Raw genomic sequence first — 25997 nt, forward strand, 5'->3', positions numbered from 1 at the left:
GGACCGAACGGCCAAAAGCGCGCGGTCGGCACGCCCGCGCATAGGCTGCCTGCCATGCGGATCTGGTCGGTGCATCCCCGGTACCTCGACCGGCAGGGCCTCACCGCCTGCTGGCGCGAGGCGCTGCTCGCGCAGGCGGTGCTCGAGGGTGCGACCCGCGGGTACACGCGGCACCCGCAGCTCGAGCGGTTCCGCGCGGCGGGTCGCCCGCTCGAGGCGATCGGCGACTACCTCGCCGCCGTGGCCGACGAGGCGGGCGCCCGCGGCTACCGCTTCGACGCGGCCAAGGTGCACCGGCGCGGCGCGGGAGGGTCGATCGAGGTCACGAGCGGCCAACTGGAGCTCGAGTGGCGGCGCCTCCGCGCGAAGCTCGAGGCGCGCAGTCCCGAGGTCGCCGAGCGATGGTCGGGCGTGGTGACGCCCGACCCGCACCCGCTGTTCACGGTCGTCGACGGCCCGGTCGCGTCGTGGGAGCGCGCGGTCGGGGCGCCGGAGGACCCCGGTCAGGCCTGATCGGGGCCGGGCTCCGCGGCGGATTCCGGCCGGGGCTCCGCCTCCTCGTCCGACTCGGTCGCGCTCAGCGCGTCGAGGAAGCGGATCACGGTCTCCCGCTCGGCGGGCGTCAGCGCTGCGGCGACGGCGAACCGTCTGGCGTGGAGCCGGCCGACCGATTCGCGGGCCGCTGCGCGCGTGGCATCGGTCACCGAGATCGCGAGCGCCCGACGGTCGGTCGGGTGCGGCGCGCGCACGATGTGGCCGCCGTGCTCGAGCCGGTCGAGCAGCTTGGTCGTGGAGGCGCTCGAGATGCCGAGGTAGGCGCTGAGGGCGCCCGGCGTGGCGATCTCGCCCTGGTTGCGAGCGGCGATCAGGTAGCGGATCGCCCGCATGTCGGTCTCGTTGAGCTTCATGTAGCGCCGGGAGGCCTCGCTCATCCGGCGCTGCGTCTCGTGCCAGCCGCGAAGGCTCCGCATCACGCGGACGACCTGGTCGAGCTCGGCGTCGTCGAGGCCCGACCGATCGACGAGGGCGCCGTCGCGGTCCGAGATGCGGGGGTCGTGCATGCCCCGCGCGACCTCCCGCCACGACGCCGATTCATCTGCCATGTCGTGATTCTAGCCAACCTGGCATATAGTTCGCTAAGCTAGCTTCTAGCCAATGCAGGTAGATCGAGGAGTCGCCGTGACGATGCCCCAGACCGAAGAGGTCGTGCTGCTTGACGCCGACGACCGGCCGATCGGACGCGCTCCGAAGGCGAGCGTGCACGGGGCCGACACGGCCCGACACCTCGCCTTCTCGTGCCACGTGTTCGACGAGGCGGGCCGCCTGCTCGTGACCCGCCGGGCACTCGCGAAGCGGGCCTGGCCGGGCGTGTGGACGAACTCGTTCTGCGGGCATCCGGTCCCCGCCGAGACACTCGTCCACGCGATCCGACGCCGCGCCGAGTTCGAGCTCGGGCTCGAGCTCCACGGCATCGAGCCGGTGCTGCCGGCGTTCCACTACCGCGCGGTCGACGCATCGGGCATCGTCGAGAACGAGCTCTGCCCCGTCTACACGGCGCACACCCGTTCGACGCCCGATCCCCACCCGAACGAGGTCATGGAGATCGCGTGGGTCGACCCCGCCCGGCTCGCCGGCGCGATCCACGACGCTCCGTGGGCGTTCAGCCCCTGGCTCGTGCTGCAGGCCCGGCTCCTGCCGTTCCTCTCGGGGGCGACAGACGAACCGCAGGCGATCGCATCATGACGGGGCTCGTACTCGAGCGCCCGGCGCGGCTCGACACGGCCGCGGTCGAGGCGTTCCTCGCGGCGTTCTTCGCCGAGCGGACCGCGAGGGCGGCGTCGTGCGGCGACGCCTACCGGCGGCTCTGGGCGTCGGCGAAGGCGAGCGCCACGGGCGGCAAGCGGCTCCGCCCCGAGCTCGTGCTCGCCGCGCACTCCGCCTACGCCGGCCGGGAGGACGCCGCGGCCGTCGGGCTCGCCGCGGCGTTCGAGCTCCTGCACACCGCGTTCCTCATGCACGACGACGTGATCGACCACGATCTCGTGCGCCGCGGCGCACCGAACGTGACCGCGCACTTCATGCACGAGGCGCGCGCACGCGGTGTGGCGGCGGCCCGCTCGCGCGAGTACGGCGAGGCGGCGGCCATCCTCGCCGGCGACCTGCTCATCAGCTCGGCGCACCGCATCGTCGCCGGGCTCTCCGCTCCCGCCGCGGTCCGGACCGCGCTCCTCGACGTGCTCGACGAGTGCGTGCTGCTCACCGCGGCCGGGGAGCTCGCCGACGTGCGCCAGGCGACCGCGGCGCCGTCTCCGCGCGAGATCGTCGCGATGATCGAGCTCAAGACCGCGGTGTACTCCTTCAGCGGACCGCTGCAGGCGGGCGCGCTGCTCGGCGGCGCCTCGGCGTCGTCCGTCGCCCGACTGGGCGAGGTCGGGCGTCACCTCGGGGTCGCATTCCAGCTCCGCGACGACGTCCTCGGGGTGTTCGGCAGCGAACTGCTCACCGGCAAGACGGTCGCCGGCGACCTGCGCGAGGGCAAGCAGACCCTGCTGATCGCCTTCGCCCGGGATCACGCCGCCTGGCGGGCGGTGGCCGACGACTTCGGCCGCGCCGACCTCGACGAGTCGGCCGCGGGCCGGCTGCGCGAGGCGATCGTCGCGAGCGGGGCGCTCGGCCGGGTCGAGGCCGAGATCTCCGAACGCTGCACCGGGGCGGTCGCGGCGATCGAGGCGGGCGGGTTCCCCGAGGCCCTCCGTGCGGAACTCGCAGCGACGGCCGCGCGGTGCGTGGAGCGGGTGCGATGACGGCGACCGGTCTCGACCTCTACCACCGCACCGCCCGGCTGGGGTCGGCGCGGGTGATCACCGAGTACTCGACCTCGTTCGGCCTCGCGAGCCGGCTCTGCTCGCGCGGCGTCCGCACGCACGTGGCCGCGATCTACGCCCTCGTGCGGATCGCCGACGAGATCGTCGACGGCCCGGCCGAGGAGGCCGGGCTCGACCGCGACGCCCGCCTCGCCGTGCTCGACGCCCTCGAGGCCGAGACCGAGCGGGCCGTCCGATGCGGTTACAGCGCGAACCTCGTGGTCGACGCGTTCGCGCAGACGGCCCGTGCGACGGGCTTCGGCGACGAGTCGACGCGGCCGTTCTTCGCGTCCATGCGCCGCGACCTCGACCCGGTCGACTTCGACGACGACGAGTTCGAGGCGTACGTCTACGGCTCGGCCGAGGTGGTCGGGCTCATGTGCCTGCGGGCGTTCAGCGAGGGCCTGCCGCCCGATGACGCGCGCGACCTGCGATGGCAGCGGGGCGCCCGGCATCTCGGCGCGGCGTTCCAGAAGCTCAACTTCATGCGCGACCTCGCCGACGACTACGGCGAGCGCGGACGCCGCTACCTGCCCGGCATCGATCCGGCCCACCTCACCGAGGGGCAGAAGGCACGGGTCCTCGACGACATCGACCGCGACCTCGCGATCGCGGGCGACGTGATCGCGGAGCTGCCGGGCGGGTGCCGTCGGGCGGTCGCCGCGGCGCACGCGCTCTTCGCCGAACTCTCCGCCCGACTCCGGCGGACGCCGGCGCAGCGGCTCGTCCGGGAACGGGTCCGCGTTCCCGCTACGAAGAAGGTCGCGCTGCTGCTCCGCTCGGCCGCGGCGCCACGACGCGGGATGCCTCGGCCGGCAGCCGCGGCCGGACCCACCGCGCTCGCGCGGGAGGCGCGGCCGTGAGCCGGGCCGTCGTCATCGGCGCCGGCATCGCGGGGCTCGCCACGGCGGCGCTCCTCGCGCGCGACGGCCACGAGGTGACCGTGTACGAGGCGCGCGAGTCGGTCGGGGGGCGGGCGGGCCGGTGGGAGGCGGAGGGCTTCCGCTTCGACACCGGTCCGTCGTGGTATCTCATGCCGGAGGTCTTCGAGCACTTCTTCCGGCTCATGGGCTCGAGCACGTCGGACGAGCTCGAGCTCGTGCGGCTCGCGCCGGGCTACCGCGTGTTCTTCGAGCGCGGCGACGCGGCGCTCGACCTCCACGCCGACCGCCGACGCGCGGCCGCCGTGTTCGAATCCATCGAGCCGGGTGCCGGCGCGGAACTCGAGCGCTACCTCGACTCGGCCGAGTCGACCGCGCGCCTCGCGATCGACCACTTCCTCTACGACGACTTCTCGTCGCCCGGTTCGCTCGTCGCCCGCCCGGTGCTCCGCCACGCCGGTCGCCTGGCACGCCTGCTCGCCGAACCGCTCGACCGGCTCATCGCCCGTCGCTTCCGCGATCCGCGGCTCCGCCAGGTCCTGGGCTACCCCGCCGTCTTCCTCGGCACGTCGCCGTCGGCGGCGCCGAGCCTGTACCACCTCATGAGTCACTTCGACCTCGACGACGGCGTCTTCTACCCGCGGGGCGGGTTCGCCGAGCTGATCGATCGCATCGCCGCCCTCGCCGAAGGCGCGGGCGCACGGGTGGTGACCGGTGCCCGGGTGACCGGCATCCTCGTCGAGGACGGCGCCGCCCGAGGCATCCGCTTCATCGATGCCGACGGCCGGGAGCGGGTGGCGGCGTCCGACCTCGTCGTCTCCGCCGCCGACCTGCACCACACCGAGACGGAGCTCCTCGCGCCCGAGCACCGCAGCCGATCGGCCGCGTCGTGGCGGCGGGCCGACCCCGGCCCCGGAGCCGTTCTCGTGATGCTCGGCGTCCGGGGGCGCCTGCCGCAGCTGCTGCACCACAACCTGCTGTTCACCGCGGACTGGCACGAGAACTTCGCGCGCATCTTCGGACCATCGCCCTCGGTGCCCGACCCGGCGTCGTTGTACGTGTGCCGGCCCAGCGCGACCGATCCCGCCGTCGCCCCGGCCGGCGACGAGAACCTCTTCGTGCTCGTGCCCGTTCCGGCGGACCCCGCGCTCGGTCGCGGCGGCGTCGACGGTCACGGGGATCCCGCCGTCGAGCGCGTGGCCGATGCGGCGATCGCGCAGATCGCGGCGTGGGCGGGCATCGACGACCTGGCCGACCGCGTCGTCGTCCGCCGGACCGTCGGCCCCGGCGACTTCGCCGCCGACTTCAACTCCTGGCGCGGCTCGGCTCTCGGGCCGGCGCACGTCCTGCGGCAGAGCGCGTTCCTCCGCGGCCGGACGACCTCGAAGAAGGTCCGCGGGCTCTGCTTCGCCGGGGCCACGACCGTGCCCGGCATCGGCCTGCCCATGTGCCTCATCAGCGCCGAACTCGTCGCCAAGGCGGTGCGCGGCGAGCACGGCGCCGCCCGGTTGCCGGAGCCGCGGGGCGGGAGGGTGCCGGCATGAGCCTCGCCTACCTCGGCGCGCTCGCGGCGAGCCTCGCGTGCCTCGTGCTCGTCGACGTGCGGTTCCGCCTCGTCTTCGCCGCCCCCGGTCGCGCGCGACGCGCGGCCGTCGTCGTCGCGGCGGGGGTCGCGTTCTTCCTCGTGTGGGACCTCGCGGGCATCGCGCTCGGTATCTTCCACCGCGCCGAGAACGCGGTGAGCACGGGCCTGCTGCTCGCCCCCGAGCTGCCGGTGGAAGAGCTCGTGTTCCTCGCGTTCCTCGCCTACCTGACGCTCGTGCTGTACACGGCGGCGCTCCGCGTCGCGTCGACGCGGGAGGCCCCCAGGTGACCTATCTCGCGCTCTCGGCGGTGTTCCTGGCGGCGGCGATCGTCGTCGCCGTGATCGGCGCACGACGCGCACCCCGGCGGCACTGGCCCGCCGTGATCGCAACGAGCGGCATCCTCATCGTGCTGACCGTCGTCTTCGACTCGATCATGATCGCCGCCGGACTCTTCGACTACGGCGACGCGCACATCTGGGGCGTGCGCGTCTGGCTCGCCCCCGTCGAGGACCTGGCCTACCCGATCGCCGGGGTCCTGCTGCTCAGCGGCCTCTGGAACCTGCTCGACGAGCGCGGCCATGCGCACTGACGCCCGCCCGCGCAGCGCGCTCGCCGACCTGCTCACCGCATCTCGGCCGCTGAGCTGGGTGAACACGGCGTACCCGTTCGCCGCGGCGTACCTGCTCACGACGCGCGAGGTCGACGCCGCCCTCGTCGTCGGCACGCTCTTCTTCCTCGTGCCCTACAACCTCGCGATGTACGGCGTGAACGACGTCTTCGACTACGCCTCGGATGCCGCGAACCCCCGCAAGGGCGGGGCGGAGGGCGCCCTGCTCGTGCCCGGCCGCCATCGGCTGACGATCATCGCGGCGATCGCCGCCTGCCTGCCGTTCGTGGTGGCGCTCGTGCTGCTCGGCGACCTCGCGGCGTCGGCGGTGCTCGCGGCGTGCCTCTTCGCGGTCGCGGCGTACTCGGTCCCGGGGCTCCGCTTCAAGGAGGTGCCCGGGCTCGACTCGGTCACCTCGAGCGTGCACTTCGTCGGCCCCGCCGTGTACGCACTCGTGCTGGCCGGGGCGGCGTTCACGCCGCCGCTCATCGCCCTGCTCCTCGCGTTCTTCGCGTGGGGCGTCGCGAGCCACGCCTTCGGCGCCGTGCAGGACATCGTGCCCGACCGGGCCGCCGGCATCGCGTCGATCGCCACGGCACTCGGCGCGCGGCGCACCGTGCGCCTCGCCATCGCGCTGTGGGCGGTCGCCGGCGTGCTCATGCTCGCGACATCGTGGCCCGGGCCGCTCGCCGCCCTGCTCGTCGTGCCCTACATCGTGGCGGCGGCGCCGTTCGTCGACGCCACCGACGCGACGTCGGGCCGGGCGAACGCGGGGTGGAGGCGGTTCCTCGGCATCAACTACGCCGTCGGCTTCGTCGTGACGCTGCTGCTCATCTGGTACGCCGCGATCACGGCGTGACGTCGTCGGCGACCTCGCCGAGCAGCAGGTCGGTCGAGTGGCCGAGGTGCTCGCGCATCGCCTCGGGCCCCTGGACCTGGAGTTCGACGAGGAGTTCGCGGTGCTCGTCGATGAGTGCCTCGAGCGTGTAGTGGGGGCGCACGTGCAGGAGGAACAGCAGGAGTTCGCTGCCGAGGGCGTCGTGGGCCTCGATGATGCGCGGACTCGCCGACGCCGCGACGATCGCGCGGTGGTAGTCGGCGTGGAACCGCTCGACCTCGAGCCAGTCGGGATCGGCGTCCTCCGCCGCGTGGAGTGCGGCGAGCCGGTCGAGCACCGCCTCCGCCGGCGCGAGCACCTCGGGCGGCCAGTCCTCGCCGTACCGCTCGGCGATGATGCGCACCGCCTCGCCCTCGAGCGCCGCCCGCAGCTGCTGCAGGGCCCGGATCTCGTCGCGATCGAAGCTGACGACTCGCACGCCGCGATACGGCTCGGCCTCGGCGAGTCGCTCGGCCACGAGTCGCTGGAACGCCGAACGCACCGTGTGCCGCGAGACGCCGTGCCGCTCGGCCGCGGCCTCCTCGCGCAACGGCGAGCCGAGCGCGATCGCGCCGCTCAGGATCTCCGCCCGGATCGCGTCGGCGACCCGTTCGACGGCGGTGTCCGCTGCGGACGTCGACACCGGTGCCGGCCCTCGCCTCGCGCCGCTCAGTCGCCGAGCCGCGACCGCACGGCGAGCCACACGAGGCCGCCGACGGCGACGGCCACGCCGACGGCCGCGGCGATCGCGACGCCGGGCTGCTCGTCGTAGAAGGCCTTCAGCGACACCTTCGCCCGATCGACCCGGATGCCGACCTGCTTCGGCACGTTGAGCTTGTCCTCGAGCTGGTCGAGCGTGCGCGCGAACTCGTCGCGCGCCTGCCGGGAGGCGGCGCGCGCCTGCACCCGGGTCAGGTTGCGCTCGCGCTGCGCCGTCTCGCGCTTCGAAGGACGGGGCGCATCAGTAGCGGCGGTCATAGTCACCAGTTCCCTTCAGGGCGTCGAGGTCGGCCTTGAGGCTCTCGACCGATTCGAGGGGCTCCGAGCCCCGCTGGAAGTTCACGATGCCGATCCACACGAGCACCGCGATGATGACGACGAGCACGCCCGAGACGACGAGCGCGGCCGCCCATGCGGGCATCACGAGCGCGAGCGCGAAGATCGCCGCGGCGAGCAGCGTGAAGATCAGGAACGGCAGCACGATGAGCGCCACCACGAAGAACCCCGAGCCGATGCCGAAGTGCTTGACCTTGTAGGTGACCTCGGCCTTGATCTGGTCGATCTCGGCGCGCACGAGGTTGGAGATCGTGTCGGGCAGCTCGCCGATCAGCGTGAAGAGCGAGCGGTCGTCGTTGGTCGGTGCGGCCATCGCGCGGTCGCCTCCCGTCTGTGCCTGAGAATCCTACGAGTCGGATGCCGCGGGCTTGCCGCCGCGCGACGTGGAGCGTTTCTGCGCGGGCTTCGCCGGCTTCGCCGCGCCCTTCGCCACCTCTGCGGCCGAGTCGATCGCGTCGCTCAGCGTGTCGGCGACCCCGTCGACGGCGGACTTCGCCGCCTTCGCGCCGTCGGAGACCCCGCGCTTCGCGTTCGCGGCGACGTCGGCGACGTCGCTCTTGGTCGCACCCGAGCCGCGCGTGGCGTTGCCGATGAACGACTTCACGCCGTCGAGCACCGAGTCGGAGAGGTCGCCCACCTTCGACGCGGCGAAGCCCTTCACCTGGTCGACGCCCTGCTGCACGGCAGGCGTGTTCCACACGCCCTCGGCGGCGCGCTTGATCTGCTCGTAGCGCTCGCGACCGGCGCGCGTGCCGAGCACGTAGCCGACGCCGAGCCCCACGACGAAGAGGATCTTGCCCTTCATGTGCACCCCGTCTTCCCCCGCTGTTCAGCCACAGCGACCTTTCCAGCGTAGACCCCGCGCCGAGGCGCGCAAGGGGGTTGCGACGAAATATTCCGTTTCGGCTATGCGATGCATCGACCGTCGCGACGGCGTCGTCGGCCGCGCCTAGACTCCCCGCATGACCCGACGCACCGCCCGGCTGCTGCTCGACGAGACCGTCGAGGCCGACCTCGCGCCGCTCCATGAGATCTACGGCGACCCGCGCACGTGGCGGCACCTGCCGTCGGGCCGGCACGCCGCACTCGACGACACTCGGGCCGTGCTCGATCGCTGGCTCGCCGACTGGCGCACCGTCGGGTTCGCCGCATGGACGGTGCGCGCCGCCGCCGACCCGGCGACGGTGATCGGTCACGGCGGCTGCGCGATCCGCGGCATCGCCGTGCCCGGCGGCGCGTACTGGAACCTGGGCTACCGGTTCCGCCCCGAGGCGCACGGCCACGGGTACGCGACCGAGCTCGCGATCGCCGCGATCGACGGGGCCCGGGCGCACCGGCCCGGACTGCCCGTCGTCGCCTACCTGCTCGAGCACAACCTCGCCTCGGCGCGGGTCGCTGAGAAGGTCGGCCTCGAACTGCGCCACCGCGCACCCGACGCCGGCAACCCCGACCCCGCGGCGATCCGGCTCGTGTACGCCGACCGCGAGCTCACGAGCGATCAGCTCGAGGCCGCGCTCGCCTGAGGGTCCGAGTCAGCCCTGCTCGCGCCGGCCGACCGCGCGATGACGCACTCGGGCCGCCGCCTCGCGCGCGTGCGGGACGACCGAGGCGAGCCCGGTGCCCGCGACCCACGAGCCGGTGACCTCGATGCCGGGCTCCGCCGCGATCGCGTCCTCCAGGGCCCGCACGCGGTCGCGCTGGCCGATGGCGGCGTGCGACACGGCGTCGCGCCACGCGGTGCGACCCGACGCGCGGAGCATCGCGGCGTCGAGCGTCACGCCGAGCAGGCGGCTCGCGTCGGCGAGCGCGAGCTCGGCGACCTCGGCGTCGGTGCGCCCGTCGAGCGGATCGGGCTGGCCCGCCCGGCCGTACGAGAGGCGCACGACATGGCGGCCGCCGGCCTGTTCGGCGAGCCAGGCCCACTTCGCGGTCGAGTGGGTGAGCGCCTTCGCGGCGACGCCCGCCGTGTCGGCGGCGACGAGCACGCCAGTTCCACGCGGGGCCGCGTCGAGTGCAGGCGCGTCGAGCACGAGGGTGACGAGCTCGACGGTCGCGGCCTGCGGCCAGTCGCCCGTCGACCCCCAGCCCTCGACCGCCTGGTCGAGCAGGCGCAACGACGTGTGCGCGGGTGCGGCCAGCACGACCTCGGGCACGATGAAGTCGAGCTCGGTCGCGCCGTCGTCGGCGCCGCCGGCCGCGTCGGCGGCTGCCGCGTCGGCCGTCTCGGCCTGTGCCGTCGCGCGCACGCGCCACCCGGCGTCGCCGACCCGCTCGAGCGCCGTCACCTCCACCTCGGTCCGGGTCGTCACGTCGAACCGGTCGAGCTCGCGGACGAGCGCGTCGACGAGGGTGTGCATACCGCCGCGGAGGCCGCGCACCGCGCCACCCGCCTTCCGCTGCTCGACGAGCTGGCCGACGCCGCCCGAGAGCGAGCCCATGCGCGTCATCGCCTCGTTCAGGCCGGGCGCGACGACGTCGAGGTCGAGCAGGTCCGGGTCGGCCGAGTAGACCCCGGCCGAGATCGGGGTCACGAGCTTGTCGAGCACCGCAGCGCCCATACGCGAGCGCACGAGCTGACCGAGGCTGTGCGCCCGGCCGATCCGAAGGATGGGCATGAGTCGATCGGCATACGCGCGGACGGCGCCGTTCCAGCCGATGATGCGGCGCACGTCGTCGCCGAGGGGGTTGGCGGGGATGCCGAGCACGCCGGTCTTCGGGAGGGGTGCGGCGTCGAGCGCGTCGTTCACGGCGCTCCCCCACACGAGCCAGGCGCCGGCGCGGTCCGGGTCGACGACCTCGTCGTCGAGTTTCAGGGAGTCGATCAGCTCGGCGACCGTGTCGCCGCGGGTCGCGAACGACTCGGCTCCCGAATCGAGGGTGAGCCCGTCGAGCTCGATCCGCCCGACGCAGCCGCCGAGCGCGTCACGGCGCTCGAGCAGCGTGACCCGCAGGCCGATCCTGGCGCACTCGAGCGCGGCGACCATGCCGGCGACGCCGCCGCCGATCACGACGACGTCGGCGGTCTCGACCTCGATGCGCGGGGCCCCGTCGGTCACGCCGCACCCGCCTCGTGCACGAGCTCCACCACGCGGGTCAGCACGGTCGGGTCGGTCTCGGGCGGAACGCCGTGGCCGAGGTTGAAGACGTGCGCGGGAGCCACCCGACCCTTCGCGAGCACGTCGCGCACGGCGGCCTCGAGCACGGGCCACGGCGCCGCGAGCAGCGCGGGATCGAGGTTGCCCTGCAGCGGGACGTCCGCACCGACGCGCTCTGCGGCGACGTCGAGCGGCACCCGGTAGTCGACGCCGACGACGTCGACCCCGACCTCCTTCATGGCACCGAGCAGCTCGCCCGTGCCGACGCCGAAGTGCACCACCGGCACCGCGCGGGTCCGGCCGGAGGCATCCGCGACCTCGTACTCGAGATCGTGCACGAAGCTCAGCGCGCGCGCCGACGCCGGGGCGACATGGGTCGCGTAGTCGGCGAGCGAGAGCGCGCCCGCCCACGAGTCGAACAGCTGCGCGGCCGAGGCGCCGGCGACGATCTGGGTTCGGAGGAACCGGCCGGTGAGCTCGGCGGTCCACTCCATGAGCGCGCGCCATGCGCCCGGATCGGCGTGCATGAGGGTGCGCGCGGCGAGGTGGTCCTTCGAGGGACCGCCCTCGGCGAGGTAGGCGGCGAGCGTGAACGGGGCGCCCGCGAAGCCGATCAGGGGGGTGGCGGTGCCCGACCCGTTGTCGGTCGTGTTCAGCTCGGCGATGGTCAGCGCGACCGCCTCGGCGATCGGGCCGGAGGCCTCGTCGAGCCGGGCGGGGTCGATCGCGGTGAGCTCGGCGACGGCCGCGGCATCCGCGTAGCCCTTCGTGAAGACGGGGCCGCGCCCCGGCTGGATCTCGACGCCGACCCCGACGAGCTTGAGCGGCACCACGATGTCGCTGAAGAAGATGCCCGCGTCGACCCCGTGGCGCCGCACGGGCTGCAGGGTGATCTCGCTCGCCATCGCCGGGTCGAGGCAGGCGTCGAGCATGCGCGTGCCGACCCGCAGGTCGCGGTACTCGGGCAGCGAGCGGCCGGCCTGGCGCATGAACCAGACGGGCGTCGTGTCGGCGCGTTCCCCGCGGTAGGCGCGCACGAGGCGCGATTCGCTGGTGAGGCCGGCAGAGAGGGGATGCTGCGGGGAGAGGATCACGCCCGACATTGTCTCGCACCGGGCTGGGAAGGACCGGTCCGCCCGGCGATCGCAGCCCGACCGCACGGTCGGTCGGATCGGAAGGAATGCTCACCGACTCTTCCGCTCGGCGTCCGGCGAGCGCTAAGGTCGGAGGCGTTGTGCGCCACCCACGCACGACGACGCGCCCAGCCGGCGCGCCTCCGCCCCCACGGAGCGAGCATGTCCCGAACGATGTCGTCCACCCCGTCCGTCGCGCCCGCGCATCGCGGAATCGGCCGCCTGCGAGGCCTCCGATGAACGACGCCGCCCCGCACCGGGCGAAACTCACCGCGCTCATCGCCCTCATCGCCGTCCTCGTGGTCGCGGCGCTCGTCCTCGGCGCCGGCCGAGTGGAAGAGGTCGTGCCGCGGCTGCCCGCCGTGCCCGGAGGCCGGTCGACCCTCGCCGTGATCGCGGCCGCCGCACTCGCCGGTGCGATCTGGGCGCTCGTGCGTCTCGCCCGTGCCGGCCGCGGCCGCGCACGCCGCCGGGCGCTCGAGGCGAGCGTGCGCGGGCAGGTGAGCTGCGGCATCCGCACCCGGGTGCTCGTCGCCGCGCTCAACGAACTGCGCGTCGACGAGCCGCACGCGATCCACCTCGCCGGGCGGTACTCGATCGTCGTCGACGAGCTCGGCGTCGCGTTCTGGAACGGCGGCCACCGGCCGCGACGCGCGATCTTCTTCCCGTGGCGCGAGGTGCGCAACATCCGGGCCGACTCGATGGTGATCGGCGGCTCGCTCGTCTCGGTGCTCGTGCTGCGAGTGCGCCGGGGCGGCACGAGCGTCGAGCTGCCGATCGTGTTCAGCGCACCGCGCCCCGGCGCCTACGCCCTGTCCGACGCCCCGTTCTTCGCGCTCGTGCGCAGCTGGAAGGCGCTGCACCGCGAGGCGCTCAAGGCCGAGGGCATCGAGCCGCCGCCCGTGACGGGGGCGATCCCGGTGATCCGGCCCGGTGCTGTCTACGCCGGGGTTCGCTGACCCGCATCCGAGCCTGTTGCGCCCCGAGTCATCCTCGCTTTCGACCCCGGGTAGAATCGTCTGGTGCTCATCTGCTTGACCGCGAGCCACAAGAACGCCGCATTCGACACCCTCGAACGGCTTTCGGCGCACGCGGAATCCGCCGCGCCGCGCATCCTCGACCGTCATGACTCGCTCCAGGGCGCGGTCGTCGTCGCGACCTGCAACCGCTTCGAGGCCTACCTCGACCTCGACACCGCCGAGGGCGACTCGCCCGTACCCGCGGTGCACGCCGCGATCCGGGCGGTCGGCGACGTCGCGGGCGTCGAACCCGATGAGCTCAGGTCGACCTTCGGCTTCGTGCACGGCAACGCCGTCGCCGGCCACCTGTTCTCCGTCGCATCCGGGCTCGAGTCGGTCGTCGTCGGCGAGGGCGAGATCGCCGGCCAGGTGCGGCGCTCGCTCGAGCGCGCCCGCGCCGAGGGCACCACGACCCCCGAGCTCGAGCGCCTCTTCCAGCGCGCCTCGCAGACCTCGCGCAAGGTGAAGAACGAGACGGGCATCGGCGGCGCCGGCCGCTCGCTCGTGCGCCTCGCCCTCGAACTCGCGTCGAGCCGCGTCGCCGACTGGTCGGCCGCCCGGGTGCTGCTCGTTGGCACCGGCCAGTATGCGGGCGCGACGCTCGCCGCCCTCCGCGACCGCGGCGCCAACGACGTGCGCGTCTACTCCCCCTCCGGCCGCGCGGCGAAGTTCGCCCGCAACCACGACCTCACCGCCGTCTCGCACGCGGGCTACGCGATCGCCGCGGCGGCCGCCGACGTCATCATCACATGCACGACGGCCGAGCACCACGTCGTCGACCGGGTCCTGCTCGAGGGCGGGCGGGCGACGCTCGCCTCGTCGCACTCGGCGATCGCCGACGCTTCGGGTTCGACCGGCACGTATGCCTCGGCGTCGGCGCATGCGGCCCTCGCCGAGTTCCGCGCGTGGTGCCCCGTGCCCGAGGCGGCGCAGGGGGCCCGGCAGCTCGTCATCGACCTCGGCATGCCGCGCAACGTCTCGACCGACGTCGTCGACGTCGACGGCGTCGAACTGCTCGACCTCGAGACCATCCGCCGGCACGCGCCGCTCGAGGAGCTCGGCGCCTCCGACGACGCCCGCGTGCTCATCGAGCGAGCGGCCCGCAACTTCGGCGCGGTGGGCGAAGAGCTCGACCTCGCGCCCTCGGTCGTCGCGCTGCGCGCCCACGTGCAGGGCGTCCTCGAGGCCGAGATCACCCGCGCCCGATCGCGCGGCACCGGCGACGAGGCGGCCGACGAGCGGGTCGAGGCCGCGCTGCGCCACATGGCCGGCGTGCTGCTGCACACGCCGATGGTGCGTTCGCGCGAGTACGCCCGCGCGGGCGAGCAGCGCGCCTGGATCGACGGCCTGGAGGCCGTGTTCGGCGTGCGCGCCGACGAATCGCACTGAGCGGGCCCGGTCCGCGCGCCGACGAATCGCACTGAGCGGACTCGGTCGTCTCCGCCGTCTCGGTCGTCTCTACCGTCTCGGCCGTCTCTGCCGTCTCCGCCGTCTCCGCCGTCTCAGAGCCCGAGCCGGCGGGAGGCGACCAGCCGGTCCGCGGCGAACCCCTCGAGCCGCAGCTCTCCGCCGGCGTCATCCGGCAGCTCCAGGTCGAGCACGGTGATCCCGTCGTTCGTGTCCGACGTGCCGATCGGACGCCCGTCGAGGTAGACGTCGACGCTGTCGATGCCGCCCGTGCGGATCGTGAGCGTGCGGACGTCTCCCGCGGGCGGTGCGAGCTCGGCGTCGAGCATCCGGACCGAGAGCCCCGCCAGCAGGGCGCCCGCCGCGTCCATGAGGTCGGCGTTGCCGTCGGTGAGGTCGTGCTCGGTGAGCCGATGCACGTGGTCGGGGACGACGCCGAGATCCTCGACCGGTTGGCCGAAGCGGTCGCCGACCCGGAGGCAGCGGCGCAACGACACCCGGTATTCGGCTCCGGCCGGAAGGGATCGCAGCGGTCCGCCGGTCCAGTCGGCGCGGAGCGCCGCGTGGGTCAGCACGTTGGCCCCGCCCGCGCCGGTGTTCTCGTCGACGCCGAGCACGGGCCCGATCGCGTGGTCCTGGAAGCCCGCGGCGAAGATGTCGGTGGCGCTGTAGCAGAGCGCATCGGTGACGAGCACGACGGGTCCGTGGTAGAGCTGGCCGACGCTGTTGACCACGTCGTCGTCGTAGAGCGGCACCGCGCTCGAGAACGGCGCACCGGTCGTGACCGACTCGTCGATCGACGGCTTCCACGCGCGGTAGTCCGCGACGCGACCGCAGAGGTCGGCGGTGAGCCGGGTGCTGATGAACTGCATCGGCTCGGGCCTGACCCGGCGCGGCGTGAAGAACTGCAGCAGGAACTCCGAGGCGATGATGTAGCCGCCGCCGTTGCCGCGGACGTCGAGGATCAGCCCGTTCTGCGGCAGCACCGAGATCAGCCTGGCCACCTCGTCGATGAACGCCTCGATGCCGGCGTCGCGCATGTGGAAGGTGAAGATCCGCAGGTGCCCGAAGGTGCCGCTCGGCGTCTCGACGGTGCGGGCCTTGAGCTCGGCGGGCCTCGTCGTCGGCACGATGCCGGCCTCCTGCTGGGCCGGCGTCGCCTCGGGCGCCGCCGCCTCGCTCCGCGCGACCCGCTCCTCCTCCTCGATCGAGGCCGGTGCGAACAGCCGCCGCTTCATGAGCCGGCTCAGCTCGGTCTTGAGGTCGAGGCCGACGAGATGCGACACGGGCGCCGCGACTCCGAGAGGCGAGGCCGCCGTCGCCTCGCCGCCCGTCACCTCGCCGGTCGATTCGAACACCCGCCAGGGCAGCCGCGTCTCGTGCTCGACGCCGCCGACCCGGTACGTGAGGTCGACCCAGTCCTCGTCGGGCGGCAACGACATGCCGACCGGGCGGAGCGTCATGTTCTCCAGTCCTCGGGCGAGGCTCGCCGCCTTGTTGCTGCCCGCCTCGCGCGCCGCGTTGCGCTCGACGGCGATCGCCATCGGCGTCCCGTTCCAGTGCGTCACCTCCGCGCCGACGACGAGCGCCGGGTCGACGGTGAGGTGCTCGAACGTCTTGGTGACGATCCAGTGCGGCCCGTCCGCATCGAAGCAGCGCTCCACGAGGATGCCGATGAACGCGAAGCCGGCGTAGCGCGCGGGGAGGATGTAGTTCGTGTGCAGGTCGCGAAGGCCCAGCACGATGCGCTGCAGTGCCGCGTGGAACTCGGGCTCGCTGAGCTCGGGCAGCCGGTGGCGCAGCAGCCTCAGGCTCTGCAGCGGGTCGACGGCGTGCATCGCCCGCTTGAGCGGCAGGTGGACGTACAGGCCCTCGAGCAGCACCTCCGCCTGGTCGACGAGCCGTCGGCGGTCGGCCTGCGAGAGGGTGCTCGGCCCGACGTGGGCGCGGAACTCCGGCATCGTCCGCACGGTGCCCAAGCCGTGATCGGCACCGAGTCCGCTCGTCGAGATCGACATGATGGGTTCCTCCTCCGAAGGTCCGGCTCCCGCGGCGCGGGGACTCAGGCGGGGATCGGCGCGGCGAGGTCGGCGATGATGCGCTCGATCTCGGCGAGCGCGTAGCCCGCGAGTTCGCGCTGCGCGGCCTCCGCCGCGGCATCCGTCTCCTCGAGGTCGCCGATCACGATGATGTTCTCGTCGTTCAGCGTGTTCGCCGGCGCGGTGTAGTTGAAGCTGCCGACGATGAGCAGTCGCTCGTCGATCACCATGAGCTTGTGGTGGAGCTTGCGGACGCCCGTCTTCGGCTTGTTGACGTAGAGGTCGACGTCGCCGTCCGCGAGGTCGGCGGTCGCCGCCCACTTCGCGCCGCCCTGTTCGCGGTCGAGCACCCCGCGGATGCGCTGCACGAGCGGGCGGAGCCGGATCATGGTGTCGTCGATGCCCGACGACTGCGCGAAGGTGAACATCGCGAAGTCGACCGACTCGCGCGCCTTCAGCATCTGCTTCATGATCTCCATCTCCGGTCCGTGCCGGGGCGCGAACAGCGGCTTGACCCGCACGGCCGGCAGGTCGAACTCCTTCGGCTTCGGCTCGATGCGCTCGTGGCGGTCGCCGAACGTGCCCGAGCGCATGCGCTCGAACTCGTGGATGTACTCGGTGGCGGCCCGCTGGCCGTGGAGCACGACGACGTGGTTGAGGTTCTGGCCGGCGCCGCGGCCGGAGGTCGCGTTGGTGCCGGTGTCCGTCAGCGTGAAGTTCGTCGAGCCGGTGAGCACCGCGGCCTTCGGCTTGCGGGTGTCGCGCACGATGAACTTCTGGTGGAAGATCTTCGGGTTGAGGTCGCTCACGACGTCGACCTTCGCCTTGAGCAGCGCGCCCTGGATGATCCGGTTCTCCTCGTGGGCGCCGACGCTGCGCCACGGGTCGGCGAGCGCCTTCTCCTCGGTGAGGTAGTCGCCCTCGAGGATGACGCGCACCCGCACCCCGCGCGCCTTGGCCGCGAGGATCGAGTTCGCGATCGCCCGCGAGTCGATCTCCTGCACCGCGATCGCGAGGCTGTGGTCGGCCTCGTCGATGAAGTCGCGGATCACCCGGTCGAGGTCGTCGGGCCCGCCGACCGATTTCGGGCCGAGGTGCAGTTCGATGCCGCCGATGGTCACCGACATGGCGGACTCCTTTCATGAGGCATCCTCATCCAGTGTCGTCGGCCAGGCCGCCCGCCGAATCAGTGCCCACCCGGAGATCGCGACGAACGAACGCCCCCGCGGTGAGGATCGCGGGGGCGTTCGTGCCGGTGGACGCAGGGGCGGTCGCTCGACCGCCCCTGCGCCGGCTCATCATTCGGCGCCGAAGAACTCCAGTTCGCCGATGGCCGCCCACGGTTGGCCGTTGTGCGAGCTGAGCGCGACGACCTTCACGTACCGGCCGGCGGCCGACTCGCCGAACATGACGGACTGCGCGCCGCCCGTCGCGGCCAGCGCGCCCGACGCGACCGGGTCGCCCCAGGTCTCGCCGTCGGCGCTCACGTACACCTCGTACTCCTTGATGCGGCCGTTGGGCTCGGTGCCCGGCCGCTGCTGGATCGAGATGCCGCGCAGCTCGTTCGCCTCGCCGAGGTCGACCGCGAGGTGGTGCGGGAACTCGGGCGATGCGCCGAGCCACTGGGTGTGCCAGTAGGTCGCGGTGTCGCCGTCGATGGCGTTGGCGGCGGCGCCGTCCTCGCCCTCGATCTCCTCGGAGTCGACGTCGGCGATCGACATGCCCTCCTTCGGCAGCGGGGTCGGCGCCGCCTGGCGCGTGCCCCACACGTTGATCTCACCGGCGCCGGCGAACGCCGCACCGTTGACGGCGTTCAGGCCCACGAGCTTCACGTAGCGCGCGCTCGTCGCCGTCAGCGCGAGGTGCTGCACCTCGGTCGTCGACGCGAACGACCCCTTCTTGACCGGGCTGCCCCAGTTCGTGCCGTCGCTCGAGAGGTAGAGCTCGTAGTCCTTGATCGCCCCGTTGCCGCGACGCACCTGGTAGTCGAACCCGTCGACCGTGTAGGTGTCGCCGAGGTCGAGCGCGATCCAGTGCGGGTACGGCGTGTCGGGGTTGACCTGCGACCAGGCCGAGTGCCACATCGTCGACGGGTTCCCGTCGATCGCGGCGCCGGCGCTGCCGTCGCCCGTGCCGGGCTCGGCGTCGCTCACGCCCGCGATGGACAGGCGCGACTGCGGGATCAGTCCGGCGGGCAGGGTCGGCACGCTCGTGGATGCCTCGACCGTGCGCTCGCCGTCGGCGACCGCGTAACCCGCCGTCGCCGAGATCGGGTAGCGTCCGGGCTCGAGGTCGGCGGGGGCCGTCACGCGCCACGTGGTCTTGACCGTGGCGCCCGGGGCGACGGAGGCGAACTCCGCCGCGCTCGAGGCCGTGGCGGTCCAACCGCCGGGAACCTCGATGGAGGTCGACACCGCCGTCGCGGCCTCGGCCTCGTGGTTGGTGAACGAGGTCGTGAACGCGTTCGCCTCGCCAGGCACGAGACCCGACGGCCCGACGACGTCGAGCTTGGCGCACGCGGCGGCCTCGGTGCTCTCGCCGAGGTCCACGATGCGCACGTCGTCGACGATGAGGTCGGCGCCCGTGCCGCCGACGGCGTTGCGACGCACACCGACGTACGGCGTGCCGCACGCGGCGGCGTCGAACTCGAACGAGAACTCGGCCGTCGACAGCTGCTCGCCGAACGGGGTCGAGGTGAGCTCGATCGGCTTCGACGCGTCGCCGACGACCTGGTCGACGCCCGAGACGAAGGAGTACGCCCCGGCGACGCCGCTCTGGTGGTCGAACGTCACCCGGTACCGGTGGCCCGCCTCGAACGGCACGGTGTACTCGGACGTGCGGTAGACGAGCCCGCGGTTCTCCTCGTGCGCCATGAGCGAGTAGTCGCCGCCGAGCACCATGTCGAACTTGCGGCCGTTCCAGCCCTGCTGCGTGTACGGCTCGTTGCGCTTGGCGATGTGCGTGCGCGGGTCGGTCGTGCCGCCCGAGTCGCCCTTGAAGAACGGGCCCCAGCCCTGGTCGACGGCCTCGAAGTCCTCGTCGACGAGGACGCGCTCGCCCTCGCCGGCGCCGGCCGTCGGGTCGTCGGTCGCGACCACGCGGACGTTGTCGACCCGCACCTCCGCGTCGCCGTCGGCGACCGCGATCGTGAGGGTCGGGCGCACGCCGTCCTCGGGGACGGTGATGTAGGTGCGGATGCGCTGGAGGTTCGTGCCGTTCCACTCGTCGGCGGCGACCGTGTTGCGCACGGTCGAGCGCTCGACCGTGTTCGCGACGGCGTCGCCGCCGGGCACGTCGACCGAGACGGTCGTCTCGCGTGCGGCTCCGTCGGCGATGCCGAGGTCGGCCGACACCGCGTAGGTGCCTGCGGCGAGCTCGCCGAGCCGCTGGCTGATCGACGACTCGCCGGCGCCGAGCACGGCGGCCCGCCGTCCGCGGTCGTCGCGTTCGATCGTCGCCGCGCCGGTCGGGTTCCACCCGTCGAGGTCGGTCGCGTTGAAGCCGGGGTCCTTCACCGGGGTGCCCTGGCCGAACGAGACCTTCTCGGGCAGCGTCGTCGCGCCGGTCGCCTTCTCGCCGGCGACGAGCACATAGGCCTGCCCCGCCTCGGCGTCGATGGTCACCGCACCGTCGACGACGGGCAGGTCGGCGACCTTCTCACGGCCCGCGTCGCCGAGGGCGAAGAGCTGCAGCGACGAGGCATCCGCGAATTCAGCCGTCAGCTGCCAGGTGGTCTGCCCGCCCGCCGGGTTGTAATGGTAGAGCTTGTCGGCGGCATCGCCGGCCTTCGACGACCACGGCAGCAGGTAGGTGCCGCCGCGCAGCACCTCGGCGCCGTCGACCGTGATGACGCGGTCCGCGGCCTTCGTGCCGGTGACGCTCACGCCGTCCTCGAGGTCGATGCGATCGGAGCTCCAGCGGGTGATCTCGTGGTGCTGCAGGAACTTCGCGGGAACGTTGGCGGTCCACACGTTCTCGAGGAAGGCCGGGAAGTCGTTCTGGCCCGTCCAGCCCTCGAACTCGACGATGTGGCTCGTGCCGAGCAGGGGGTGCGGGTTCCACACGTCGGCCTGCGTGTTGTTCACGAACCGCAGGATCTGGGAGTTCACGCCCTTGTTCGACGAGCCGCCGTAGTTCTCGTCGTTCGCCCAGTGCGACCACGTGTTGTTCTCGGCGAGCTTGTCGGCCCACTCCGAGCCGACGCGGAAGCCGTGCTTCACGAGCGAGTCCTGCAGCGACTGCGCGAGCCAGCCGTGCTCGTAGTAGACGTCGATGTACGCGAAGTCGAGGTTGTCGTCGGTCGCCTCGGCGAGCTCGCCGATGCGCTCGTCGAGCTCGCCCGAGGCGCGGTCGTAGCGCTGGTCGATGTAGTACGACTGGTCGAGCCAGTTCCAGCCCTTCGAGTTCTCGTTCGCGATCTCGTCGCTGAACGAGTTGGCCTCGGGGTAGATCTCGGTGGCGTTCATGTGGACGCCGAACGAGGCGTTCCACTTCTCGCCCGCCTTCACGGCCGCGTTCAGCTCGTCGAGGCCGCCGGCGCGCTCGTTGAAGTTGTCGCCGTAGTCGGTGTTCGCCGAGTCGTGGCCCTCGCTCGTGTAGCCCTTGAGCATGGCGACCTGGCCGAGCCCGTCGGTGTTGAGCGCGATGCGCTTCACGTCGTCGAGGGTGCGGAGGAAGGGGTGCGTCGCCTGCGAGGCGAAGTTGAAGGGGATGTGGGTGATGACGTTCTCGGGCGTCTGGTCGCCCTTGTAGGGGGCGATGCGGATGTCGCGCATCGCGATCGCGCCGTCCTGCCAGTCGACCACGTCGTCGCCGTTGGCGTCGGGCGTGATGGCGACCTTGACCCACGGCAGCTCCTCGGTGCCGGCCTGGCCCTGGGCCCGGTAGAGCCACGGCCCGCTCGCGATGCCGACCTCGACGCCGTCGCCGGCGGCGACCGCCTGGCGCCAGAAGTTGCCCGAGTCCTTCGAGCTCGGCCCCGACGACGTGTCGTAGAGGGCGTTCGTCGCGAACGCCGCCGCCAGCTCGCCCGTGTTCGCGATGATCGCGTTCGAGCCCTTCGGCGCGGCGTCGAGCGGGGTCTCGGCCGTCACAGGGAGGAAGACGTCGCCCGACGCCCCGCGGTCGACCGAGAGGTTCGCCGCCGCGACCGCCGCGCCCGCCTCGTCGGAGGAGACCGTCACGAGCCGGTGATCCGGGATCTGCAAGGTCTTCACGATTCCGTCGGGGTCGGTGATCTTCGTGACCTCGATCGTCACGACGTTGTGCTTCACCGAGAGCCGCGCCTCGATCGAGACGCCGGCGAGCGCGGTCGGCGTGAGCACGTACTCGACCGCGTCGTCGTCGACGCGCGAGGCGACCTCGACCGGCTCGGCCTTGCCGTTGATCGTGATCGACGAGATGGCCGTGTCGTTGCCGCGCATCGTCGCGCCCGAGTCGCGGTCGGTGTACGCGACGACCTGCGGGAAGCCCGCCGACGCCGTCACGGCGAGGTCGCGGCTCTGCAGCGCGAACGTGCTGCCCGCGGCGGCGACCGCGAACCCGTCGGGCACGATGGGGGCCGCATGCACCGGCATCGCGCCGAGCGGGGCGATCACGCCGCCCGCGATGGCGCACCCCAGCCCGATCCGCCAGAGGCGCCCCGGGGGTCGTGATGAAGGCATCTTCGTCTCCATTCCCGCGTCGTGTCGACGCGTCCACATCGACCTGCGCCGACGGCGCAGTTCAGTCGAAGGTCTCGATGTACTCCTGTTCGGGTCCGAGCTCGGCGCGTTCGCGCAGCTCGATGACGTCGCCGAGGCGCTCGAGCTCGAGCACGGCGATCATGTTCTCGCCGGCCTGCAGCAGCGGCGCGGGCACGTAGTACGTGCGCTGCGGGCCGATCTCCCAGTACCGGCCGAGCAGGAACCCGTTCACCCACACGAACCCCTTGCCGAAGCCCGGGAAGGCGAGGAACGCGTCGGCGGGCTCGTCGACGGCGAGGGTCGCCGTGGCGAGCCCCGCGAGCTCGCGCTCGCCCCACTCGTCGAGGGGCAGAGCGCGCGCCGTCCAGCGCTGCACGAGCCGCCGGTCGAGCTGCACGCCGCCGAGGATGCCCTTGCCCTCGCCGAGCAGCGGTCCGTAGTTGATGCGGCCCTGGTTCTCGACGAGGAGCTCGAGCACGACGGGCCCCTCGCGCTCGAGGCGCACGCCCGCGGCCGCCTGCTCGGCGTCGAGCACGGCGACCCGCTCGCCGTCGACGAAGACGAGCGCGCGGTCGCGCAGTCCCCGGATCGTGAGCAGCGCCCCGCCCTTCGGCACGACCGGCCGCGCCTCGTAGAGCACGAGGCCGGCATCGAGCCCGAGCTCCTCGAACGTCGGCGGGTGCGCCGCGCGCACCGCCGCACCGGCGCCGCGCGCGACGTCGAGCAGGTTGCGCCCGGGGCGTACGGGCAGCGTCGCTGCCGGCAGCACGGGCGGGGTCGGGGATGCCTCGGGCGGCGTCTGCCCCGAGGCATCCCGCAGTACGTCGCGAATGCGACGGAACTTCTCGGTGACCGCGCCGTTCTCGGCGATCGGTGCGTGCGAGTCGTAGCTCGTCTGCGTCGGCTGCAGCCTGACCCCGTCGTGGTTGGCACCCGACCAGAGCCCGAAGTTGGTGCCGCCGTGCGCCATGTACAGGCTCAGCGAGCCGCCCTCGGCGATGATGTCGGCGACGACGCCCGCCGCCCCCTCTGGGGTGCGCACGTGGTGCGGATCGCCCCAGTGGTCGAACCAGCCGTTCCAGAGCTCGGCGCACATGAACGGCTCGCCCGCGCGCCGCTCGCGCAGCATCGAGGCGGCCTGCGCGGCGCGCGAGCCGAAGGTCGCGGTCGCGACGACGCCCGGCACGCTCCCGCCGTCCTGCATGAGCTCGGTCGGCCCGTCGGCCGTGTAGATCAGCTCGGTGACGCCGCCGGCGACGAGCCGGTCGTGCAGCCAGGCGAGGTAGTCGGCGTCGTCGCCGTAGCTGCCGAACTCGTTCTCGAGCTGCACCGCCACGATCGGCCCGCCGTGGCTCGCCTGCAGCGGCACGAGCCGCGGCAGCAGCTCGTCGAACCACGCGTCGACCGCTGCGAGGTAGCCGGGGTCGCTCGATCGCAGGCGCAGGCCCGGGGTGCCCGAGAGCCACGCGGGGAAGCCGCCGTTGTCCCACTCGGCGCAGATGTACGGTCCGGGCCGCACGATCGCGTCGAGGCCGACCTCTGCGGCGAGCGCGAGGAAGCGCTCGAGGTCGCGCCAGCCGGCGAAGTCGACCTCGCCGCGACGGCGCTCGTGGAAGTTCCACGCGACGTAGGTGTCGACCGTGTTGAGGCCGAGCGCGACCAGGCGCTCGAGGCGGTCGCGCCACTGCGCCGGGTGCACCCGGAAGTAGTGCAGCGACCCGGAGAGGACGCGGTGCGGGCGGCCGTCGCGCAGGAAGGCGCCCGCCTCGAACGTGAGCACCGCGGTCGCGGCGCGCTGCTGCGTGTCGGTCACTTCACGGCCCCCGCGGTCAGGCCGGCGCGCCAGAAGCGCTGCAGGCCGAGGAAGGCGATGATGAGCGGCACGACCGAGAGCAGCGCGGCCACGACGACCGTGCCCGCGGGCACCTGGCCGTTGCTGCCCGCCCAGCCGACGAGACCGACGGTCACGGGCTGCAGGGAGCTGTCGTTGAGCACCATGAGCGGCAGCAGGAAGTTGTTCCAGACCTCGACGAACTGGAAGAGGAAGATCGTGACGAGCGCGGGCGACATGATGCGCATGCCGATCGAGAAGAAGATGCGGAACTCCCCCGCGCCGTCGAGGCGGCCCGCCTCGATGAGCTCGTCGGGCACCGACTGGGCCGCGAACACCCGTGCGAGGTACACGCCGAACGGGCTCACCACGCTCGGCAGCAGCACCGCGAGCGGGTTGTTGAGCAGGCCCACCTGGTTGAACAGCAGGAACAGCGGCAGCGTGAACATCACCTTGGGGATGAGCACGGCGGCGAGGATGACGCCGAACACGACGCCGCGGCCGCGGAACTCGTACTTCGCGAGCGCGTAACCGGCCATGGCCGACAACAGGGTGCCGACGAGCGCCGACGTGCCCGCGTAGAAGACGCTGTTGAGCATCCAGCGGCCGAAGATGCCGTCGGACTCGGCGAAGACGAGCGCGATGTTGTCGAACAGCCCGAAGCCGTCGAACCAGAGGCCCGGCTCCGAGAACTGGTGCCCCGCGGGCTTCGTCGAGGCGACGACGAGCCACCAGATCGGCAGGATGAAGTAGACGGCCGAGAGGCCGAGCAGGGCGAACACGCCCAGGCGGCTCGCGAGGTCGGCTTCGCGCCGCGAACGGCGCGGGCCCGAGGCATCCGGACGGTCGGAACGGGGCGGTCGCTCGGCCGACACCAGCGTGGGGGCGCTCATCGGTCGCCTCGATTCGTGAGCTTGAAGAAGGCGAACGAGAGCACGCCGACGAGGAGGGCGAGCACGACCGACTGCGCGGCCGCGTACGGGTAGTTCTGCGCGGTGACCTGCGCCTGGGCGGCCATCAGCGGGGTGAAGGTGTTGCTGATCGCGCCGCCCGAGATGGTCTGCAGCACCTTGGGCTCGTTGTAGAGCTGGGCCGAGCCGATGATCGAGAAGACGGCGGTGAGCACGAGCGCCGGACGGACCATCGGGATCTTGACGCTCCACGCGATGCGGAACGCGCCCGCGCCGTCGAGGCGCGCCGCCTCGATCGTCTCGGCGGGGATCGTCTGCAGCGACGAGTAGATGATGAGCATGTTGTAGCCCGTCCAGCCCCAGGTCACGATGTTGGCGACCGCCCACAGCACGATCTCGGGGGCGAAGAAGGGGATGCCGGTACCGACGACCCGCTCGAGCAGCGTGTTGATCGGGCTCGTCACCGGCGAGTAGAGGAACGACCACATGACGGCCGCGATGACGCCCGGCACGGCGTAGGGCAGGAAGGCCGCGAGGCGGAAGAAGCCCTCGCCGCGCGCGGAGCGCGAGTCGAGCAGGAGCGCCAGCACGAGCGCGAGGCCGAGCATGATCGGCACCTGCACGAGACCGAACAGGGCGACTCGGCCGAGCGAGGCGATGAACTCGGTGTCGCCGAGCAGTCGCGCGTAGTTCGCGAGCGGCGTGAACTCGAGGGTCGGCGCCTCGAGCCCGAGGCCCGAGCGCTCGAGCGTGAACAGGCTCTGCACGAACGCGAAGGCGATCGGCACGAGGTACATCGCGACGAACAGCACGCCGAAGGGCAGCAGGAAGAGGAGCGGGATGCGCCAGTTGCCGCCGCGGCGGCGCCGGGTGCGGCCCCCGGGGGCGGGCGCGTCGGGCCCGGAGAGCCCGGGGCCGCCCGTGCGCCCGCGGCGCTCGGCGTCGGCGGTGGTGACCGCCCGGGTCGATGAGGTGAGCATGTCGTCCTGCGTGGGGTTCTCGTGGTT

At 72.7% G+C, this 25997-nt stretch carries 24 protein-coding genes; 11 read left to right on the forward strand and 13 right to left on the reverse strand.

All coding sequences use genetic code 11. From position 1 onward, the window contains the following. Positions 1-54: 54 nt before the first annotated feature. Positions 55-513 carry a pyrimidine dimer DNA glycosylase/endonuclease V gene (locus AC3RJ7_RS14800; RefSeq protein ID WP_491456611.1) on the forward strand — a complete coding sequence of 153 codons (459 nt, stop codon included), beginning with the start codon at positions 55-57 and terminating at the stop codon, positions 511-513. On the opposite strand, the gene AC3RJ7_RS14805 is transcribed toward AC3RJ7_RS14800, so the two are convergent. After that, positions 504-1103 (reverse strand): MarR family winged helix-turn-helix transcriptional regulator, encoded by a 600-nt coding sequence (locus AC3RJ7_RS14805; protein ID WP_491456612.1) that lies wholly within the window; start codon positions 1101-1103, stop codon positions 504-506. The genes AC3RJ7_RS14800 and AC3RJ7_RS14805 overlap by 10 nt on opposite strands. A gap of 82 nt (positions 1104-1185) precedes the next feature. On the opposite strand from AC3RJ7_RS14805, the gene idi reads away from it, so the two are divergent. The 7 genes from idi to AC3RJ7_RS14840 are packed head-to-tail and all read left to right on the forward strand — an operon-like array spanning position 1186 to position 6797. Further along, a complete protein-coding gene (gene idi, locus AC3RJ7_RS14810) occupies positions 1186-1743 on the forward strand; it encodes an isopentenyl-diphosphate Delta-isomerase (RefSeq protein WP_491456970.1) in 558 nt (185 codons plus the stop codon). After that, a complete protein-coding gene (locus AC3RJ7_RS14815; RefSeq protein WP_491456613.1) occupies positions 1740-2804 on the forward strand; it encodes a polyprenyl synthetase family protein in 1065 nt (354 codons plus the stop codon). The genes idi and AC3RJ7_RS14815 overlap by 4 nt, the downstream gene beginning before the upstream one ends. Further along, positions 2801-3727 (forward strand): phytoene/squalene synthase family protein, encoded by a 927-nt coding sequence (locus AC3RJ7_RS14820; protein WP_491456614.1) that lies wholly within the window; start codon positions 2801-2803, stop codon positions 3725-3727. The genes AC3RJ7_RS14815 and AC3RJ7_RS14820 overlap by 4 nt, the downstream gene beginning before the upstream one ends. Then, positions 3724-5289: a phytoene desaturase family protein gene (gene crtI / locus AC3RJ7_RS14825; RefSeq protein WP_491456615.1), complete on the forward strand. Its 1566-nt coding sequence runs from the start codon at positions 3724-3726 to the stop codon at positions 5287-5289. The genes AC3RJ7_RS14820 and crtI overlap by 4 nt, the downstream gene beginning before the upstream one ends. Continuing rightward, entirely contained in the window at positions 5286-5618 is a 333-nt protein-coding gene (locus AC3RJ7_RS14830) for a lycopene cyclase domain-containing protein (protein ID WP_491456616.1), read from the forward strand. Before crtI ends, AC3RJ7_RS14830 begins: the two co-directional genes overlap by 4 nt. Then, entirely contained in the window at positions 5615-5920 is a 306-nt protein-coding gene (locus AC3RJ7_RS14835) for a lycopene cyclase domain-containing protein (RefSeq protein ID WP_491456617.1), read from the forward strand. Before AC3RJ7_RS14830 ends, AC3RJ7_RS14835 begins: the two co-directional genes overlap by 4 nt. After that, positions 5910-6797: a prenyltransferase gene (locus AC3RJ7_RS14840; RefSeq protein ID WP_491456618.1), complete on the forward strand. Its 888-nt coding sequence runs from the start codon at positions 5910-5912 to the stop codon at positions 6795-6797. The genes AC3RJ7_RS14835 and AC3RJ7_RS14840 overlap by 11 nt, the downstream gene beginning before the upstream one ends. On the opposite strand, the gene AC3RJ7_RS14845 is transcribed toward AC3RJ7_RS14840, so the two are convergent. The 4 genes from AC3RJ7_RS14845 to AC3RJ7_RS14860 are packed head-to-tail and all read right to left on the reverse strand — an operon-like array spanning position 6787 to position 8676. Next, positions 6787-7458, reverse strand: a complete 672-nt coding sequence (locus AC3RJ7_RS14845; protein ID WP_491456619.1) for a GntR family transcriptional regulator — start codon at positions 7456-7458, stop codon at positions 6787-6789. The two genes, AC3RJ7_RS14840 and AC3RJ7_RS14845, sit on opposite strands and share 11 nt — an antisense overlap. 26 nt (positions 7459-7484) lie before the next feature. Further along, complete coding sequence (locus tag AC3RJ7_RS14850; RefSeq protein ID WP_491456620.1) at positions 7485-7793, reverse strand: DUF3618 domain-containing protein; 309 nt, start codon at positions 7791-7793, stop codon at positions 7485-7487. Beyond that, positions 7777-8184, reverse strand: a complete 408-nt coding sequence (locus tag AC3RJ7_RS14855; RefSeq protein WP_491456621.1) for a phage holin family protein — start codon at positions 8182-8184, stop codon at positions 7777-7779. The genes AC3RJ7_RS14850 and AC3RJ7_RS14855 overlap by 17 nt, the downstream gene beginning before the upstream one ends. Positions 8185-8217: 33 nt before the next feature. Next, entirely contained in the window at positions 8218-8676 is a 459-nt protein-coding gene (locus AC3RJ7_RS14860; RefSeq protein ID WP_491456622.1) for a hypothetical protein, read from the reverse strand. 157 nt (positions 8677-8833) lie between these two features. On the opposite strand from AC3RJ7_RS14860, the gene AC3RJ7_RS14865 reads away from it, so the two are divergent. Then, positions 8834-9394, forward strand: a complete 561-nt coding sequence (locus tag AC3RJ7_RS14865) for a GNAT family N-acetyltransferase (RefSeq protein WP_491456623.1) — start codon at positions 8834-8836, stop codon at positions 9392-9394. A 9-nt stretch (positions 9395-9403) separates the two neighbouring features. On the opposite strand, the gene hemG is transcribed toward AC3RJ7_RS14865, so the two are convergent. Together hemG and hemE are read right to left on the reverse strand one after the other, a co-directional pair. Continuing rightward, a complete protein-coding gene (hemG, locus tag AC3RJ7_RS14870) occupies positions 9404-10927 on the reverse strand; it encodes a protoporphyrinogen oxidase (RefSeq protein WP_491456624.1) in 1524 nt (507 codons plus the stop codon). Further along, entirely contained in the window at positions 10924-12069 is a 1146-nt protein-coding gene (hemE, locus tag AC3RJ7_RS14875; protein WP_491456625.1) for a uroporphyrinogen decarboxylase, read from the reverse strand. The genes hemG and hemE overlap by 4 nt, the downstream gene beginning before the upstream one ends. Before the next feature lie 266 nt (positions 12070-12335). On the opposite strand from hemE, the gene AC3RJ7_RS14880 reads away from it, so the two are divergent. Both AC3RJ7_RS14880 and AC3RJ7_RS14885 read left to right on the forward strand, forming a co-directional pair. Continuing rightward, positions 12336-13058 carry a hypothetical protein gene (locus AC3RJ7_RS14880; protein ID WP_491456626.1) on the forward strand — a complete coding sequence of 241 codons (723 nt, stop codon included), beginning with the start codon at positions 12336-12338 and terminating at the stop codon, positions 13056-13058. Between the two features lie 63 nt (positions 13059-13121). Then, the gene (locus tag AC3RJ7_RS14885; RefSeq protein ID WP_491456627.1) at positions 13122-14507 is read left to right on the forward strand and encodes a glutamyl-tRNA reductase; all 1386 of its coding nucleotides are present in this window, start codon (positions 13122-13124) and stop codon (positions 14505-14507) included. A gap of 113 nt (positions 14508-14620) precedes the next feature. On the opposite strand, the gene AC3RJ7_RS14890 is transcribed toward AC3RJ7_RS14885, so the two are convergent. The 6 genes from AC3RJ7_RS14890 to AC3RJ7_RS14915 all read right to left on the reverse strand — a co-directional run bounded on the left by AC3RJ7_RS14890 (position 14621) and on the right by AC3RJ7_RS14915 (position 25970). Next, a complete protein-coding gene (locus tag AC3RJ7_RS14890) occupies positions 14621-16543 on the reverse strand; it encodes a S41 family peptidase (protein WP_491456628.1) in 1923 nt (640 codons plus the stop codon). A gap of 44 nt (positions 16544-16587) precedes the next feature. Then, on the reverse strand, positions 16588-17691 hold the full coding sequence (locus tag AC3RJ7_RS14895; protein WP_491456629.1) for a phospholipase D-like domain-containing protein: 1104 nt from the start codon (positions 17689-17691) through the stop codon (positions 16588-16590). A gap of 171 nt (positions 17692-17862) precedes the next feature. Beyond that, entirely contained in the window at positions 17863-22227 is a 4365-nt protein-coding gene (locus tag AC3RJ7_RS14900) for an endo-alpha-N-acetylgalactosaminidase family protein (RefSeq protein WP_491456630.1), read from the reverse strand. A gap of 61 nt (positions 22228-22288) precedes the next feature. Next, positions 22289-24061, reverse strand: a complete 1773-nt coding sequence (locus AC3RJ7_RS14905; RefSeq protein WP_491456631.1) for a glycoside hydrolase family 35 protein — start codon at positions 24059-24061, stop codon at positions 22289-22291. After that, positions 24058-24972: a carbohydrate ABC transporter permease gene (locus AC3RJ7_RS14910; RefSeq protein ID WP_491456632.1), complete on the reverse strand. Its 915-nt coding sequence runs from the start codon at positions 24970-24972 to the stop codon at positions 24058-24060. Before AC3RJ7_RS14910 ends, AC3RJ7_RS14905 begins: the two co-directional genes overlap by 4 nt. Beyond that, complete coding sequence (locus AC3RJ7_RS14915) at positions 24969-25970, reverse strand: carbohydrate ABC transporter permease (RefSeq protein ID WP_491456633.1); 1002 nt, start codon at positions 25968-25970, stop codon at positions 24969-24971. Before AC3RJ7_RS14915 ends, AC3RJ7_RS14910 begins: the two co-directional genes overlap by 4 nt. Positions 25971-25997 lie beyond the last annotated feature (27 nt).

It is taken from the genome of Agromyces solani (assembly GCF_058349925.1).

What these genes read in the sequence shown, in the direction of transcription:
- AC3RJ7_RS14800 (WP_491456611.1), top strand. Translation starts at nt 55, where the DNA reads ATGCGGATCTGGTCGGTGCATCCCCGGTACCTCGACCGGCAGGGCCTC.
- AC3RJ7_RS14850 (WP_491456620.1), bottom strand. Translation starts at nt 7,793, where the DNA reads ATGACCGCCGCTACTGATGCGCCCCGTCCTTCGAAGCGCGAGACGGCG.
- AC3RJ7_RS14820 (WP_491456614.1), top strand. Translation starts at nt 2,801, where the DNA reads ATGACGGCGACCGGTCTCGACCTCTACCACCGCACCGCCCGGCTGGGG.
- AC3RJ7_RS14815 (WP_491456613.1), top strand. Translation starts at nt 1,740, where the DNA reads ATGACGGGGCTCGTACTCGAGCGCCCGGCGCGGCTCGACACGGCCGCG.
- AC3RJ7_RS14900 (WP_491456630.1), bottom strand. Translation starts at nt 22,227, where the DNA reads ATGCCTTCATCACGACCCCCGGGGCGCCTCTGGCGGATCGGGCTGGGG.
- AC3RJ7_RS14890 (WP_491456628.1), bottom strand. Translation starts at nt 16,543, where the DNA reads ATGTCGATCTCGACGAGCGGACTCGGTGCCGATCACGGCTTGGGCACC.
- AC3RJ7_RS14880 (WP_491456626.1), top strand. Translation starts at nt 12,336, where the DNA reads ATGAACGACGCCGCCCCGCACCGGGCGAAACTCACCGCGCTCATCGCC.
- AC3RJ7_RS14860 (WP_491456622.1), bottom strand. Translation starts at nt 8,676, where the DNA reads ATGAAGGGCAAGATCCTCTTCGTCGTGGGGCTCGGCGTCGGCTACGTG.
- hemE (WP_491456625.1), bottom strand. Translation starts at nt 12,069, where the DNA reads ATGTCGGGCGTGATCCTCTCCCCGCAGCATCCCCTCTCTGCCGGCCTC.
- AC3RJ7_RS14895 (WP_491456629.1), bottom strand. Translation starts at nt 17,691, where the DNA reads ATGTCGGTGACCATCGGCGGCATCGAACTGCACCTCGGCCCGAAATCG.
- AC3RJ7_RS14865 (WP_491456623.1), top strand. Translation starts at nt 8,834, where the DNA reads ATGACCCGACGCACCGCCCGGCTGCTGCTCGACGAGACCGTCGAGGCC.
- AC3RJ7_RS14830 (WP_491456616.1), top strand. Translation starts at nt 5,286, where the DNA reads ATGAGCCTCGCCTACCTCGGCGCGCTCGCGGCGAGCCTCGCGTGCCTC.
- AC3RJ7_RS14915 (WP_491456633.1), bottom strand. Translation starts at nt 25,970, where the DNA reads ATGCTCACCTCATCGACCCGGGCGGTCACCACCGCCGACGCCGAGCGC.
- AC3RJ7_RS14910 (WP_491456632.1), bottom strand. Translation starts at nt 24,972, where the DNA reads ATGAGCGCCCCCACGCTGGTGTCGGCCGAGCGACCGCCCCGTTCCGAC.
- AC3RJ7_RS14855 (WP_491456621.1), bottom strand. Translation starts at nt 8,184, where the DNA reads ATGGCCGCACCGACCAACGACGACCGCTCGCTCTTCACGCTGATCGGC.
- idi (WP_491456970.1), top strand. Translation starts at nt 1,186, where the DNA reads ATGCCCCAGACCGAAGAGGTCGTGCTGCTTGACGCCGACGACCGGCCG.
- AC3RJ7_RS14805 (WP_491456612.1), bottom strand. Translation starts at nt 1,103, where the DNA reads ATGGCAGATGAATCGGCGTCGTGGCGGGAGGTCGCGCGGGGCATGCAC.
- AC3RJ7_RS14840 (WP_491456618.1), top strand. Translation starts at nt 5,910, where the DNA reads ATGCGCACTGACGCCCGCCCGCGCAGCGCGCTCGCCGACCTGCTCACC.